Raw genomic sequence first — 14,453 nt, 5'->3', positions numbered from 1 at the left:
CACAAGGCTCCCTCACTCATTGAGATGGTCCGGCCCGAACGCGCCGGGGAGCAGCGACTCCACGGTGAGCGGCCCGGGTTCGGCGTCCACGAGGCATTCGGGGCCGCCGTGCTCGTAGAGCAGCTGGCGGCACCGGCCGCACGGAGTGAGGGGTCGGCCCTGGCCGTCGACGCAGGCGACGGCCACCAGGCGTCCGCCGCCGGTGGCGGCGAGCTCGGAGACCATGCCGCACTCGGCGCACAGCGTCAGGCCGTAGGAGGCGTTCTCGACGTTGCACCCGGCGACGGTGCGGCCGTCGTCGACGAGTCCGGCGACGCCGACCGGGTACTCCGAGTACGGGACGTAGGCGCGGCGCATCATCGCGACGGCCTCGGCGCGCAGTGCGGGCCAGTCGATGTCGGTCACTACTTGTCTCCCGGGTTGTACGGCACGCCGTCGGCGGCGGGCGCCTTCGCCTTGCCGATGAGCCCGGCGACGACGACGAGCGTGACCGCGTACGGCAGCATCTGCAGGAACGGTCCGGGAACGATGGAGTTCCCGGCGGCGTCGAGGTATTCGGCCATCTGGCTGGCGAAGCCGAAGATGAGCGCCCCGGCGAGGACCCCGAGCGGGTTCCAGCGGCCGACGATCATGACCGCGAGGGCCACGAAGCCGAGCCCGGCGGTCATGTTCTTGGTGAAGGCCAGGGAGTTCGCGAGCGTGAAGAACGCGCCGCCGAAGCCGGAGATGAGACCGGCGGCGGTGACGTTCCAGAACCGGAGCCGGTTGACGGCCACGCCCATGGAGTCGGCGGCGGCCGGGTGCTCGCCGACCGAGCGGGTGCGCAGGCCCCAGCGGGTGCGGAAGAGCAGGAACCACACGACGAAGACGAGGATCAGGCCGACGTAGACGAAGAGGTTCTGGTCGAACAGGACCGGCCCGATGACGGGGATGTCGGCGAGGAAGCCGAGCCCGATGCCGTCCAGCGCGTTCGAGGGCACGCCGTAGGCGGAGTTGTAGCCCTCGGTCTTCTTCAGCTGGTCGTACATGAAGCTGGTGAAGCCGAGCGCGAGCAGGTTGAGGATGACGCCGACGACGACCTGGTTGACCTGGTACTTGGTGGCCAGCAGCGCGAGCAGCATCGTGGACAGGGCCCCGGCGGCCATGGAGCCGAGCATCCCGGCGTAGACATTGCCGGTGATGTTGGCGATCAGGACGCCGGTGAAGGCGCCCATGAGGAACTGGCCTTCGATGCCGATGTTGATCACGCCGGAGCGCTCGCACACGACGCCCGAGAGCGCGCCGAAGATGAACGGCAGCGACAGGAACACCGCCCCGGCCAGGATCGACTCGGTGCGGAAGACCATGCCCGGCTCGGAGACCGACCAGGAGACCAGGGCGATCACGATGGCGACCAGGGCGATCGCGGCGGCGAGCTTGAACAGGCGGCGCCGGATCCCGGCGAGCATCCAGGCGGCGCAGGCGAGGACGACCAGGGCCATGACGATGACGGCGGCGCGGGTCGGCACGGTCCAGCGGGCGCCCGAGAGCGTCCGGTCGAGCGTGAAGACGGTCTCGTCCCCCGAGCCGAGGAAGGCGAGCGCCGCGGCGCCGAGGAGGAGGCCGATGATGCCGTAGGCGATGCCGGCCCCCCGCTTGCGGACGACGGCGCTCTCGTCGACGTGCGACGGGGCGGCGGCCTGCGTGTCCGTTGCCATGGGGCTCACCAGCCTTTCGCTTCGAGGGTGACCAGGCCGCCGCGCGGGGCGCGCAGCCGCAGGAGCGCTTTGACCAGTGCGGGCGCGGCGATGAACAGCACGATCGTCGCCTGGAGCAGCGTCGACATGTCCACCGGCACGTCGGGCTGGGCGGACAGGGCCCCGGCCTTGAGCGCGCCGAACAGGAGCGCGGCGGCGACGATGCCGCCGGGGTTGGCGCGGCCGAGCAGGGCGACGGTGATGCCGTCGAAGCCGTATTCGAGCGCGGTGTTGGTGGTGATGCCGCCGGAGCCGACGCCGAGCGCGAGGGCCGCCCCGGCGAGTCCGGCGAGGGCGCCCGCCGCGCCCATGGTGGTGACGTAGGTGCGCCCGATGCTCATGCCGGCGGTGGCGGAGGCGTGCTGGTTGAAGCCGACGGCGCGGATGCGGTACCCGAAGGTCGACTTCGACAGCAGCCACCACACGAACACGGCGGCGGCCGCGCCGATGACGAGCGAGTAGTTGACGCGCAGGTCGTCGTCGATCGGGGCGAGGATGCCGGGCATGATCGCGGAGTCGTCGACGGGCTTGGTGACCAGTTCGGACCTGGTGGCCGAGTGGAGGAAGCCGGTGCCGATGGCCCACACCAGGAACAGCGCGGCGATGTTGTTGAGCATGATCGAGGAGATGACCTCGTGCGCCCCGGTGGTGGCCTTGAGGACGCCGGGGACGGAGCCGAACGCGGCGCCCGCGACGGCACCGGCGACGACGGCCAGGGGGATGTGGACGATCGCCGGGAGGTCGAGGCCGAAGCCGACGATGAGCGCGCCGAGCATGCCGAACACGAGCTGGCCCTGGGCGCCGATGTTGAACAGGCCCGCGCGGAAGGCGAGGCCGACGGCGAGGCCGGTGAAGATCAGCGGGGTGGTGTAGGTCAGGGTCTCGGAGATCGGGCGCAGCAGGTCGCCGACGTCGGCGTTGCCCGCGGCCATCCGGTCGAGGGTGTGGAAGTTGAGGATCGCGCCTTCGAACAGGGAGACATAGGCGTTCGAGACGACTTCCCAGGAGGCTTCGAGGGCGTCGGTGGGCCGGGAGAAGAAGTAGCTCCAGGTGCCGCGGACGTGCTCGTCGGAGACGATGAGGAGGACCGCGCCGAGGAGGAACGCCAGCAGCAGGGAGTAGATCGTGACCATGACCGAGTTCGCCTCGGTCAGGTAGCGTCCGAAGAGGACCATGAACGGGGGGCGCTTCTCGGGCTGCTCTCCCGCTTCGGGCTGTTCGGGAGTGGGCGCTTCGGTCTCAGTGGTCACGGTCACCTCCGTTGGTCTCCTCGTCGGGGCCCTCGGCGGCAGTGCCACCTGAGGCAGTGCCGCCCGAGGCGGGGCTCTCGGCGTCGAACGCCTCGATGTCGGCGCTCTCGGCTTCTGTGGACGGGGCTTCGGCGCCGACCATGAGCCGCCCGATGACCTCGCGCGGCGTCTCGGGGCCGACCTCGCCGACGATGCGGCCGTTGTAGATCACGGCGATGCGGTCGGCCAGGGCGTAGATCTCGTCGAGCTCGGAGGAGATCAGCAGCACCGCGGTGCCGGTGTCGCGCTCGGTCACCAGGCGCGAGTGGATGAACTCGGTGGCGCCGACGTCGACGCCGCGCGTGGGCTGGGCGGCCACCAGGACCCGGCGGGGCCGGGAGAACTCGCGGGCGATGACGACCTTCTGCTGGTTGCCGCCGGACAGGGACGCGGCCGGTTCGGCCGGTCCCTGGGTGCGGATGTCGAACTCGGCGATCGAGTCCTCGGCGCGCTTCCGCACCGCGGCGGCGTCGACCACGCCGTTCTTGGCGTAGGGCGCTTCCCGGTACTGGTTGAGCACGATGTTCTCGGCGACGGTGAACTCGGTGATCAGGCCGTCGCGGGCGCGGTCCTCGGGGATGTAGCCCAGGCCGCGCTCGATGCGCTGGGCGGGGCTCGTGCGGTCGGCGCGGCGCCCGTCGATGGCGATGGTGCCCGCGTCGGGGCGGACGAGGCCGAGGACGGCGCGGGCCAGCTCGGTCTGGCCGTTGCCCTCGACGCCCGCCAGGCCGACGATCTCGCCGGCGCGGACGGTCAGGTCGAGCCCGTCGAGGGCCTTGACGCCCGCCTCGTCGACGACCATGAGCCCCTCGATCTCCAGGCGCGGCTCGCCGGGCTCGGCGGGGGCCTTGTCGACGGTCAGGGTCACCTCGCGCCCGACCATGGCCGAGGCCATCTCGGTCTCCGAGGCGGTCGGCTCCAGTTCGGCGACGACCTTGCCGCGGCGGATCACCGTGACGGTGTCGGCGACGGCCTGGACCTCTTTGAGCTTGTGGCTGATGAACAGGATCGACGTGCCCGACTCGGCCAGCGAGCGCATGATGTCGAGCAGCTCGCTGATCTCGGCGGGGGTGAGCACCGCGGTGGGCTCGTCGAGGATGAGCAGCTCGGTGCTGGGGCCCGAGAGGGCCTTGACGATCTCGACGCGCTGCTGGACGCCGACGGGCAGGTCCTCGCAGATCGCGTCGGGGTCGAGTCGCAGCCCGTACTGCTCGGAGACGTCGCGGACGGCCTGGCGGGCGGCCCGCGCCGAGAGCACGCCCGCGCCGCGGGTGTGCTCTCGGCCGAGCTGGACGTTGTCGGCGACGCTGAAGGGCCCGACGAGCTTGAAGTGCTGGTGGACCATCCCGATCCCGGCGGCGATGGCGTCGCCGGGGCCGGAGAAGGCCACCGGCTCGCCGTCGATGAGGATCTCGCCGCTGGTCGGCTTGAGGATGCCGTACAGCATGTTCATCAGCGTCGACTTGCCCGCGCCGTTCTCGCCGAGGACGGCGTGGATCTGGCCGGGCTCGACCACCAGGTCGATGTCGTCGTCGGCGGTGAATGAGCCGAACTTCTTCGTCAGGCCCTTCAGTTCGAGTCGCAATTGGCGTCCTTCGGGTCCCGGCTAGGAGGCGGAGGGCGAGGACGGCGACTCGGCCTTCACCGAGCCGTCGATGATCGCGGCCTTGAGGTCCTCGAGCTCGGTCTTGGTCTCGTCGGAGACGGCGTCCTCGAACTCGTGGAACGGCGCCAGGGAGACGCCGCCGTTCTCCAGGGTGCCGACGTAGGAGCCGCCGACCTCGCCGTCGTAGGCGGCCAGGACGGCGTCCTTCACGGCGACCTCCAGGCCCTTCTCGGCGCTGGAGAGGATCGTGGAGCAGTAGTCGGGCAGCGAGACGCAGCCGTCGACGTCGACCCAGATGGCCTTGACGGCCTCGTCCTCGCTGGCGGCGGTGACCGCGCCGGTGCCGGCCGGGCCCGCGACGGGGAAGACGATGTCGGCGCCCTGGGAGATGAACGTCTCGGTCAGGCTCTTGCCGCCCGCGGTGTCCTCGAAGCTGTTGAGGAACGAGCCGGACTGGGCGTCGGCGTCCCAGCCGAGGAGCTTGACGTCGGTGCCCTTCTGGCTGTTGTGGTATTCGATGCCGCCGGCGAAGCCGTCCATGAAGATCGTCACCGGTGGGATCTGGAGGCCGCCCCAGGTGGCGACGGTGCCGGTCTCGGTCTGGGCGGCGGCGAGGTAGCCGGCCAGGAAGGCCGACTGGGCGGTGTCGAACTGGATGGAGTGGACGTTCGGCGCGTCGACCGGGTTGCCCTCGGCGTCGGAGGGGACGCCGTCGACGATCGCGAAGGGGATGTCGGTGTTGTCGAGGGCGACGCTGGTGACGTTCCCGGCCATGAGGCCGCCGACGCCGACGATGAAGTCGCACTCGTCGGCGACCGAGGCCTGGAGGTTCGGGTCGTAGTCGGACTCGTTCCCCGACTCCTTGAAGGACACCTCGATGTCGGGGTTCTCCTCCTTGGCGGCCTCCATGCCGTTCCAGGAGGACTCGTTGAAGGACTTGTCGTCGACGCCGCCGGAGTCGGTGACCATGCAGGCGTGGAACGAGGCCTCGGCGTTGTCGTCCGAGCCCTCGTCGGGGGCTTCGCCGCAAGCGGTGAGGGTGATCAGGCCCGTGGCGGCGACGCCCGCCAGGACCAGCTTGTACGGCTTCACAGCCATCTCGGTCTCCTTCGACAGTTCAGGTGATCCCATCGCGCCTAATCATCGCCGCCGGGACCGTTGATTGACAGTCACCTTGATCAACTCGTTACCGAAACATCCTATGACTGAGACCACCTGCGAACAGGCGTTTCGGACGGACGCCGTTCCGAATGGGACTCACGTCCAGAAGACGGCCACACCCGCGGTCACGAGCACCATACCGCCGATCGCCCAGAAGTGCCCGGACGAGACCTTCGCTCGTTTTCTCCACCACGGGACGGCGATCATGACGGCCAGGAGCAGCGCGAGAAGGAACTTGATGCCGAGCTTGGCGTGGTTCGCGTCCGCACCGGCCAGGCCGTACAGGATGACGCCGGTGATGAGCTGAGTGGCGATGCCGTACAGCATCGCGGCGTTGATCTTGTAGCGCTTCGAGAGCCACGCGGCGAGCCAACCGCCGAAGACCGCGGCGAAGCCGAGAAGATGCAGGTAGCGCACGAGCAAGTGGACGAATTCCATGACTGGAGTATGGCAAAGGCGCCCGCCCGGCGGGGCTTTGGCCGCCGGGCGGGCACGCCTCAGCGCACGCGGTGGGCCCCGGCGGCGGCGCGGGCGGTGAAGACCCGCGGCACCGGCAGTCCGGCGGCCTTCGCGGCCTCCTTCACCGCGGCCTCGACCTTCGGCGCGGCGGCGGCCTCGACCAGGGCGATCGCGCTGCCGCCGAAGCCGCCGCCGGTCATGCGCGCGCCGAGCGCACCGGCGCCGAGGGCGGCGTCGACGGCCGAGTCGAGTTCCGGCGAGGAGACCTCGTAATCGCCTCGCAGCGAGGCGTGCGAGGCGGTGAGCAGCTCGCCGATCCCGGCCACCGATCCTCCCTTGAGGATCTCCACGGTGCGCAGGACCCGCCGGTTCTCGCTCAGGACGTGCCGCAGGCGCCGGTTCAGCCGCTCGTCGTCGAGGTGGGCGTCGGCCGGGGCGTCGCGCAGCGAGCGGACGCCGAGCAGCTCGGCGGCCCGCTCGCAGTCGGCGCGGCGGGCGGCGTACTCGGAGTCGACGAGTCGGTGGGGCGCGTTCGTGTCGATCACGAGCATGACCAGGCCGTGGTCCTCGACGTTGAACGGCACCTGCTCGCGGCTCAGGTCGCGGCAGTCCATGAACATCGCGCGGCCCTCCTCGCACATGAGCGAGGCGGACTGGTCGAGGATGCCGCACGGCATGCCCACGTAGTCGTTCTCGGCCCGCTGGCAGATCACGGCGGCCTCCTCCACGGGGATGTCGTGGCCGTAGAGCCCGGCGAGCGCCAGGAGGACCGCGCCTTCGAGGGCGGCCGAGGACGACAGGCTCGCGCCGGTGGGCACGTCGGAGTGGAGGGCGATGCGGGCGGGGCCGACCGCGTAGCCGGCCTCGTTCATCGCCCAGGCGACTCCGGCGGCGTAGGCGGCCCAGCCGCGGGCGCCGTCGAGCGTGGCGAAGCGGACGGTCTGGCCGTCGCCGGAGGAGGAGAACAGCTCCCAGGACTCGGCCTTCGCGGCTGCCGCGACGGTGTAGTACGGCAGCGCGAACGGCATGACGAAGCCGTCGTTGTAGTCGGTGTGCTCGCCGATGAGGTTGACGCGCCCGGGCGCGGCCCACGCGCCTTCCGGCGAGGCGCCGAACTGGGCGCGGAAGACGTCCTCGGCGGTGGCGGCGAGATCTGCGGCGTGGCTATCCGTGGACATGCTGGTAGTACTCCCAGGCGTCGGCGACCATGCGGTCGAGTGAGTCGCGGCTGGGCTTCCAGCCGAGTTCGGTCTTGGCCTTCTCGGAGGAGGCCACGAGTTCGGCCGGGTCCCCGGCGCGGCGGCCCTCGACGGCGACGGGGAAGTCGACGCCGGTGACGCGCTTGACGGTCTCGACGACCTCCTTGTTGGTGAAGCCGTTGCCGTTGCCGAGGTTGTAGATCTTGTGCTCCCCGGCCTCGGCGGCCCGCAGGGCGAGCAGGTGGGCGTCGGCGAGGTCGGCGACGTGGATGTAGTCGCGGACGCAGGTGCCGTCCTTGGTCGGGTAGTCGTCGCCGAACAGGACCATCCGCTCGCGCCTCCCGGCGGCGGCGTCGAGCGCGATCGGGATGATGTGGGTCTCCGGCTCGTGGTTCTCCCCGTGCCAGGCTCCGGCGCGGTCCTTATAGGCGCCGACGACGTTGAAGTAGCGCAGGCTGACGGCGGCGAGGCCGTAGGCGGTGACCGCGGACTGGATGGCCATGTCGGCCGAGAGCTTCGTGGCGCCGTAGGTGGAGGTGGGGGCCTTGACGGCGTCCTCGCGGATCGGGACCTCGACCGGGTCGCCGTAGACGGCCGCCGTGGAGGAGAACACGAGGGTCTTTACACCGGCGGTGCGCATGGCGTCGAGCAGTGCGAACGTCCCGGCGGTGTTGGCCTCCCAGTAGATGTCGGGCTTCCGCATGGACTCGCCCGCGGCGATGAGCCCGGCGAAGTGGAGCACGGCGTCGAAGGTCGAGTCGAGCACCTCCCCGGCCTCCCGCACGGGCCGCCGGACGAGCTCGGCGCCCGCCGGGACGCGACCGGCGGCCCCGGTGGAGCAGTCGTCGAGGACGACGACCTCGTGCCCGTCTTCGAGCAGCATCGTGGCGACGATCGAGCCGATGTATCCGGCACCGCCGGTGACGAGGTATTTCACAGTGCACCCTTCAGGATCTGCGCGGCCTTCTCCGGGCCGAGGTCGTTGACGAAGCCGCCCATGATCGACTCCGAGGAGGCCAGGAACTTGACCTTGCCCGCCGCGCGGCGGGTGGAGACGAGTTCGAGCCGCAGCCAGGCGAGGTCGCGGTGCTCGTTCACCGGCGCCTGGTGCCAGCCGGCCATGTACGGCATCGGGCCGGCGTCGAAGGCATCGGTGTTGAAAGCACTGTCGAAGCGTTGGAGCACCTCAAGATAGAGCGGCGCGAACGCGGTCACGTACTCCTCGGGCAGCTCGGCGAGGTCGGCGAAGCGCTCGTTGGGGTAGAGGTGGACCTCGAAGGGCCAGCGCGCGGCGTAGGGCACGAACGCGGTCCACAGCTCATTGGCGGCCACGACGCGCGGCCCGGCCTGCTCGGCGGCGAGGATGTCGCCGAACAGGTTCCGTCCGGTGGCCTCCCGGTGGCGGACGGCGGCCTCCAGGTGCCTGCGGGTCTGCGGCGTGACGTACGGATAGCCGTAGATCTGGCCGTGCGGGTGGTGCAGGGTCACGCCGATCTCGACGCCGCGGTTCTCGAAGCAGAACACCTGGGCGACGTCGCCGCGGGCTGACAGGTCGGCGGTGCGCGCGGCGAGCGTGCGCACGACCAGTTCGACGCGTTCAGGCGGCAGGTCGACGAACGAGGCGTCGTGCTGCGAGGAGAAGCAGACGACCTCGCACCGGCCGGTGGCGGGGACGCTGATCTCCATGCCGCTCTCGGCCTCGGCCGCGTCGCCTTCGGGGAGGGTGCCGCCGAAGCTGGGGAAGCGGTTCTCGAAGACGGCGACCTCGTAGTCCGGGGCGGGGATCTCGGTGAGCTCGTGCCCCTCGGAGGGGCACAGCGGGCAGGCGACCGGCAGCTGCGGGCGGGCGTTGCGCCCGGCGGAGACGGCGATCCACTCGTCGCGCAGCACGTCGTAGCGCAGCTGCCCCGCTTCGGCCCGCTCGCCCAGGTCGCGCTTGTCGGCGAAGGAGGCGCGTCCGGCGCCCGGGGCGGTGTTGAAGTAGAGCACCTGGCGGCCGTCGGCGAGGCTGCCGGTCTCGGTGTACACGCTGAGTTCGCTCACACTGGTCTCTTCTCGGATGGTCATTTGGCGGGCGGGGAGGCGAACACGACCTGGTCGACGTGCTCGGTCAGGGTGCTGCGGGCCTCCTCGTCGAGGCGCGCGTCGGTGACGACGACGTCGGCGTCGGACAGGGCCGCGATGGTGGCGATCCCGACGACGTCGAACTTGGTGTGGTCGGCGACGACCACGAGCCTGCGGCCCTTCTCCGCGAGGGTCGCGACGGTCTCGGCCTCCAGCAGGTTCGGCGTGGTGAACCCGGCGCGGGCGGACATGCCGTGGACGCCGAGGAAGACGGTGTCGACGTTGACCCGTTCGAGCGAGGCGACCGCGAACGGTCCGACCAGGGCGTCGGAGGGGGTGCGGACGCCGCCGGTGAGGATGACGGTCTGGTCGGGACGCCCGCTCTTGTAGAACACGTCGGCGACGGGCACCGAGTTGGTGACCACGGTCAGGTCCGGGACGTCGGTGAGGCGGTGCGCGAGGGTCCACGTCGTGGTCCCGGCGGACAGGGCGATGGCCTGCCCGGGGCCGACGAGGCCGGCGGCGGCCTCGGCGATGGCCTCCTTCTCGGCCTCCTGGCGGACCTGCTTGACCGCGAAGCCGGGCTCGGAGGTGGAGCCGAAGTCCACCGCGGTCGCGCCGCCGTGGACCTTGGCGACCAGGCCGCGCTCGGCCAGGGTCTCCAGGTCGCGCCGGATGGTCATGTCGGACACGCCGAACTCCTCGACCAGCTCGGCCACGCGGACCGCGCCGGTCCGGTGGACGCGCTCGGCGATCCTGCTCTGTCGCTGCTGCGCCAGCATCCTCGGTGGCTCCTTCGGAAGAGTGCTCAAGATCCAACACAATTAAACATCAATTTTGCCCTTCCCGCAATACCGGGTGGCCGCGCCCCGCGCCCGGATGACAGAATCGAGCCATGACCACGGCAGCCAGCGCACCCCGGGTGTTCTCCGGGATCCAGCCCACCTCGGACTCATTCCACCTCGGGAACTATCTGGGCGCGCTGCGGCAGTGGGTGGCGCTGCAAGAGGACTCCGACGCGTTCTACTGCGTCGTCGACCAACACGCGATCACCGTCACCCACGACCCCAAGGTATTGCACCAGCGCTCCCGGACCTCGGCCGCACAGCTGCTCGCGCTCGGCGTCGACCCCGAGCGCTCGAACCTGTTCATCCAGTCGCAGGTGCCCGAGCACGCCATGCTCGCCTGGATCCTCGGCTGCGAGACCGGCTTCGGCGAGGCCTCCCGGATGACCCAGTTCAAGGACAAGTCCGCCAAACAAGAACACACAACGGTGGGCCTGTTCACCTACCCGGTGCTCATGGCGGCCGACATCCTGCTGTACCAGACCCAGCGGGTGCCGGTGGGCGCCGACCAGCGCCAGCACCTGGAGCTCACCCGCGACCTGGCCGCGCGCTTCAACAACAACTACGGGCAGACGTTCACCGTGCCCGAGCCGTACATCCTCAAGGAGACGGAGACGATCAAGGACCTCTCCGACCCCGCCAAGAAGATGTCGAAGTCCTCCGAGAGCCCGCGCGGGTGCCTGTACCTGCTCGACGAGCCGAACCAGATGCGCAAGAAGATCAAGAGCGCCGTCACCGACTCCGAGGCCGAGGTGCGCTACGACCCCGAGGGCAAGCCGGGCGTGACGAACCTGCTGGTCATCTACTCGGCGCTCAGCGGCACCCCGGTCGACAAGCTGGAGAGCGAGTACCAGGGCAAGGGCTACGGCGACTTCAAGGGCGACCTGGCCGAGGTCGTCGCCGAGACCCTCGGGCCGATCGCCCGGGCCACGCGCGAGTACCTCGACGACAAGGCCGAACTCGACCGGATCCTGGTCGAGGGCGCCGAGAAGGCGCGGGCCGTGGCCTCGCGAACGCTCGCGAAGGCGTACAAGAAGGTCGGCTTCTACCCCCCAGTGGCGAACTAGCGGGGACGGGCCAGTGGACCGGACGGGGGCGGACCATCCCGGCGTCACGGTCGGCGTGGCGATCCCCGTGCCCGAGCGGTGGCGGATCGGACTCGACGCGGCCCGCATCGCGTCGGGGGACCCGCTCGGCGGGATCGTGCCCGCGCACCTGACGCTGCTGGGCCCCACCGTGATCGACACTGAGGTGCTCGGCCCGCTCGAAGAGCACCTGGAGGACCTGGCCGCGAACATGCGGCCCTTCGAGCTGCACCTGCGCGGGACCGGGTCGTTCCGGCCGGTCACCGAGGTGGTGTTCGTGGCCGTGGTCGACGGGATCGCGGTGTGCGAGCAGCTGGAGTCGGCGATCCGGAACGGGCCGATCAAACGGCGCGAGCAGCGGTTCCCGTACCACCCGCACGTGACGGTGGCCCAGGACGTGGACAAGGACGCGCTGGACCGGACGTTCGGGGCGCTGCGGGACTTCGAGGCGAGGTTCGAGGTCGACTCGTTCACGCTCTACACGCACGGCACGACCGACGAGGCGGAAGCGACGCCGTGGACGCCGGAGCGGGTCTTCCGCTTCCTGGCGCGGTTATCAGCTCGCAGAAACGTATCACATGTTGTGTTACAATGATTTCATGTCTACGCTGAACGTACGCACTGACGAGGCAATGGAGAAGGCACTCCAGGCGCTGACCGAAGACGGCCAGTCCCGGACCGAGGCTGTCCGTGGGGCACTGCTGCACGCCTACCGCGAAAGGCTCATCAGACAGGCCAAAGCCGATGCCGAGCGCGTTGAGGCAGACCCGAACGACCGCGCGGAGATGCTCGCGATCCAGCGCTACATGGGAGTCTCGGAGTGATCTTCAGGGGCGCGATCTACGAAATCAAGCCCTCCAAAGCGGCCTCAGGCCATGAACAGCAAGGTCGACGCTACGGCGTGATCATCCAATCCGACGCGTTCGCTTGCAGCACCGTCACCGTAGCGCTGACCTCCACCGGTGCCGAGCCGACAATCTACCGGCCGCAAGTCGAGTTTCTCGGTGCAAAAACCCGCATCCTGACCGATCAGATCTATTCGGTCGATCACGGCCGCCTCGGCGAATTCAAAGGCGCTCTGGAATTCGAAGAGCAGGAGGCACTGGACCGGGCGCTCCTGCTCAAACTCGCGCTGCTCTAGTGCGCGGTTTCCAGGAAGTGCCGTGCAGTACATGACGGTTCCGGCAGGTCTGCGGCCTCCCATGTCCCGAACAGCAGGTCCAGCGCACGGGCCTCGCTGACGATCTCGGCTTTGAAGAGCCGCAGCACGGCGGTCACATATTCCTTGGGAAGGTCGCCTGAGGCGAATTCGTCCTTGGACAGCAGGTTGTATTCGTAGAAGTCCGCCTTGCCGGTCCGCGTCTCGCGGACGAACTCGGCGCTCTCGCCGTCCAGCAGTCCGATATCGAGCAGGCGGCGCGCCAATGTCGCCATGTCGACTCGGAAATGGCTCGCGGTCCGAACCGCGGCCTCTCTCAAGGAGTCCGGTTCACCGCCGCCCCAGGTGAGCCAGCGCTCGCGCAACGCGGCCTTCGGCAGCAGCAGCGCCCGTGCGAAACGGTCCATCGCGCGCTCCTTGTGGTCGGATTGCAGCGCATCGACCTGCCGATCAACCGTATAGCCGTCGGCGACCAGCAGATGGCCCAGTTCATGGGCGAGCGCGAGACGACGTCTGCCGACCTTCAGCGATCCGTTGACCACGACCACTGCTCCGGATTGCAGCGATGCACTGGCCGCATCGGCCGCGTCAAGACCTGATTCCACGACGAATGGAACCACTCCGGCACCGGCGAGCCTCTCGTGGAGGTCGTAGAGCGGCTCGGCCTGTCCGACCTTCAAGAGCGCCCGAGCCTTGCCCCCGAGCCGTTCAGCGGCGTCGAGGTCTCGCGGAACCGCGAACGATGGCAGTTCAACGAGGGAGTCACGGAACTGCCGGTCGTGGTCGGCGACGAACTCGACTTCTCGGACACGGCATTCGATCGCGGCGTCTAACGGAGCGCTGGCCTGTCCGGGTTCGCTCATGTTGCGGTAGGCGACGATCGAGGGCGGCCCGTCGGTCAGGAACCATTCGAGCCTGACGTTGAGCGCCTCGGCAATGTCCGCCAACTCGAGTGCGGTCACCCGGCGGCCCCCGGTTTCGATCTTCGCGATCGCGGTACGGTCCAGACCGGTGACGGCGGCCGAGAGGCCGTCCTGTGTCAGGCCGGAGCGCTTTCGGGCGTCGGCGATGCGGCGCCCTAGGGCAGCGAAGTCGAGTACCACATGTGCGATTCTAGTACACCACACCCGTGGCAAGCCATCGTTATCCGCCAGGCACGCCGCATTCCAAAGCCGAACAGCTGCTCAACAACGCCCTTTGCGCGCCACCAGCGGCAGACGGCAAACCCGTCGAATATGTAAAAAAATTGACTAAAAGCGTTCTGGCATCGACATCGGCGGCGGTTCGTGAAAGCGTCACGGTGTCGCGGGCCACCCCCGCGACGCCACATCGGATGGGAGAGAACTTTGAAACGATTCCTGATGGCGCTCATGGCTGTCGGCGCGGGGCTGGCGCTCTCCGCGACGTTCGCCGCCGCCGCCTCCGCCGCGCCGGGAACCGACGCGGCCGCCGCGGCCTGCTCGGCGGTCGCCGAGGAGAACCGCTCGGTCTGGGCGGCTCCCGGCACCGGTGAGGGCACGGTCGGCGCCGTCGTCGCCGGCCGGACGTACACGGCAGACTGCTCGCTCGTCGAAGGCGAGTCGTACACCGCCTGCGGGTCCACCACCAGCCTGTGGGCCCACGTGAACTACGCGGGCGACGAGTGGGGCTACCTCCCGAGCACCTGCCTCGCCTGGGCCTCTTAGCGCACAGCGAACGGCCGCGGCCCCGGAGGAGTCCCGCTCCTCCGGGGCCGCGGCGCGTCTGCGGTTCTGTCTTCGCTCGCTCAGTGGGTGCCGCGCTCTCGCTTCACCCGCTTCGCTTCGCTCAGTGGATGCTGCACCCCTGCTTCACCCACTTCGCTTCGCTCA

16 protein-coding genes are annotated in these 14,453 nt (G+C 69.6%); 5 read left to right on the top strand and 11 right to left on the bottom strand.

The annotated features are described in order from the left end of the window. Positions 1 to 12: 12 nt before the first annotated feature. From H613_RS0122550 to H613_RS0122505, 10 genes are all read right to left on the bottom strand, one after another. Positions 13 to 405: a cytidine deaminase gene (locus tag H613_RS0122550; protein WP_026925543.1), complete on the bottom strand. Its 393-nt coding sequence runs from the start codon at positions 403 to 405 to the stop codon at positions 13 to 15. After that, positions 405 to 1,697 (bottom strand): ABC transporter permease, encoded by a 1,293-nt coding sequence (locus H613_RS0122545; protein WP_051393718.1) that lies wholly within the window; start codon positions 1,695 to 1,697, stop codon positions 405 to 407. The genes H613_RS0122550 and H613_RS0122545 overlap by 1 nt, the downstream gene beginning before the upstream one ends. A gap of 5 nt (positions 1,698 to 1,702) precedes the next feature. Beyond that, positions 1,703 to 2,986, bottom strand: coding sequence for an ABC transporter permease (locus H613_RS0122540; protein ID WP_026925541.1), 1,284 nt, complete (start codon positions 2,984 to 2,986; stop codon positions 1,703 to 1,705). After that, on the bottom strand, positions 2,976 to 4,610 hold the full coding sequence (locus tag H613_RS28550) for an ABC transporter ATP-binding protein (protein WP_051393716.1): 1,635 nt from the start codon (positions 4,608 to 4,610) through the stop codon (positions 2,976 to 2,978). Before H613_RS28550 ends, H613_RS0122540 begins: the two co-directional genes overlap by 11 nt. Before the next feature lie 21 nt (positions 4,611 to 4,631). Further along, positions 4,632 to 5,708: a BMP family ABC transporter substrate-binding protein gene (locus tag H613_RS0122530; RefSeq protein WP_026925540.1), complete on the bottom strand. Its 1,077-nt coding sequence runs from the start codon at positions 5,706 to 5,708 to the stop codon at positions 4,632 to 4,634. Positions 5,709 to 5,888: 180 nt separating this feature from the next. Next, a complete protein-coding gene (locus H613_RS0122525) occupies positions 5,889 to 6,230 on the bottom strand; it encodes a hypothetical protein (RefSeq protein WP_026925539.1) in 342 nt (113 codons plus the stop codon). 59 nt (positions 6,231 to 6,289) lie between these two features. After that, entirely contained in the window at positions 6,290 to 7,429 is a 1,140-nt protein-coding gene (galK, locus tag H613_RS0122520; RefSeq protein WP_026925538.1) for a galactokinase, read from the bottom strand. Then, entirely contained in the window at positions 7,416 to 8,387 is a 972-nt protein-coding gene (gene galE / locus H613_RS0122515; RefSeq protein WP_026925537.1) for a UDP-glucose 4-epimerase GalE, read from the bottom strand. The genes galK and galE overlap by 14 nt, the downstream gene beginning before the upstream one ends. Continuing rightward, a complete protein-coding gene (gene galT, locus H613_RS0122510; protein WP_245598644.1) occupies positions 8,384 to 9,493 on the bottom strand; it encodes a galactose-1-phosphate uridylyltransferase in 1,110 nt (369 codons plus the stop codon). The genes galE and galT overlap by 4 nt, the downstream gene beginning before the upstream one ends. A gap of 20 nt (positions 9,494 to 9,513) precedes the next feature. Beyond that, on the bottom strand, positions 9,514 to 10,296 hold the full coding sequence (locus H613_RS0122505; protein WP_026925535.1) for a DeoR/GlpR family DNA-binding transcription regulator: 783 nt from the start codon (positions 10,294 to 10,296) through the stop codon (positions 9,514 to 9,516). Positions 10,297 to 10,409: 113 nt separating this feature from the next. Here H613_RS0122505 and trpS point away from each other — a divergent pair, with 113 nt between their 5' ends. Genes trpS through H613_RS0122485 form a run of 4 tightly spaced genes read left to right on the top strand, consistent with a single transcriptional unit; the run spans position 10,410 to position 12,585 of the window. Next, a complete protein-coding gene (trpS, locus tag H613_RS0122500; protein WP_026925534.1) occupies positions 10,410 to 11,426 on the top strand; it encodes a tryptophan--tRNA ligase in 1,017 nt (338 codons plus the stop codon). 13 nt (positions 11,427 to 11,439) lie between these two features. Further along, the gene (locus H613_RS28545; RefSeq protein ID WP_084546881.1) at positions 11,440 to 12,039 is read left to right on the top strand and encodes a 2'-5' RNA ligase family protein; all 600 of its coding nucleotides are present in this window, start codon (positions 11,440 to 11,442) and stop codon (positions 12,037 to 12,039) included. A gap of 4 nt (positions 12,040 to 12,043) precedes the next feature. Then, positions 12,044 to 12,268, top strand: a complete 225-nt coding sequence (locus H613_RS0122490) for a hypothetical protein (protein ID WP_035739059.1) — start codon at positions 12,044 to 12,046, stop codon at positions 12,266 to 12,268. Continuing rightward, on the top strand, positions 12,265 to 12,585 hold the full coding sequence (locus H613_RS0122485) for a type II toxin-antitoxin system PemK/MazF family toxin (protein WP_026925532.1): 321 nt from the start codon (positions 12,265 to 12,267) through the stop codon (positions 12,583 to 12,585). The genes H613_RS0122490 and H613_RS0122485 overlap by 4 nt, the downstream gene beginning before the upstream one ends. Here H613_RS0122485 and H613_RS28540 read toward each other — a convergent pair. After that, positions 12,582 to 13,706 (bottom strand): helix-turn-helix domain-containing protein, encoded by a 1,125-nt coding sequence (locus tag H613_RS28540; protein WP_211234928.1) that lies wholly within the window; start codon positions 13,704 to 13,706, stop codon positions 12,582 to 12,584. The two genes, H613_RS0122485 and H613_RS28540, sit on opposite strands and share 4 nt — an antisense overlap. A 243-nt stretch (positions 13,707 to 13,949) precedes the next feature. Here H613_RS28540 and H613_RS0122475 point away from each other — a divergent pair, with 243 nt between their 5' ends. Beyond that, positions 13,950 to 14,288, top strand: a complete 339-nt coding sequence (locus tag H613_RS0122475) for a hypothetical protein (RefSeq protein ID WP_156926212.1) — start codon at positions 13,950 to 13,952, stop codon at positions 14,286 to 14,288. The last annotated feature ends 165 nt before the right edge of the window (positions 14,289 to 14,453 follow it).

It is taken from the genome of Glycomyces arizonensis DSM 44726 (genome assembly GCF_000482705.1).
GTDB lineage: Bacteria > Actinomycetota > Actinomycetes > Mycobacteriales > Micromonosporaceae > Glycomyces > Glycomyces arizonensis.
This window is presented reverse-complemented; position numbering and strand designations above follow the sequence as displayed.

What these genes read in the sequence shown, in the direction of transcription:
- H613_RS0122545 (WP_051393718.1), bottom strand. Translation starts at nt 1,697, where the DNA reads ATGGCAACGGACACGCAGGCCGCCGCCCCGTCGCACGTCGACGAGAGC.
- H613_RS0122525 (WP_026925539.1), bottom strand. Translation starts at nt 6,230, where the DNA reads ATGGAATTCGTCCACTTGCTCGTGCGCTACCTGCATCTTCTCGGCTTC.
- galK (WP_026925538.1), bottom strand. Translation starts at nt 7,429, where the DNA reads ATGTCCACGGATAGCCACGCCGCAGATCTCGCCGCCACCGCCGAGGAC.
- H613_RS0122505 (WP_026925535.1), bottom strand. Translation starts at nt 10,296, where the DNA reads ATGCTGGCGCAGCAGCGACAGAGCAGGATCGCCGAGCGCGTCCACCGG.
- trpS (WP_026925534.1), top strand. Translation starts at nt 10,410, where the DNA reads ATGACCACGGCAGCCAGCGCACCCCGGGTGTTCTCCGGGATCCAGCCC.
- H613_RS0122490 (WP_035739059.1), top strand. Translation starts at nt 12,044, where the DNA reads ATGTCTACGCTGAACGTACGCACTGACGAGGCAATGGAGAAGGCACTC.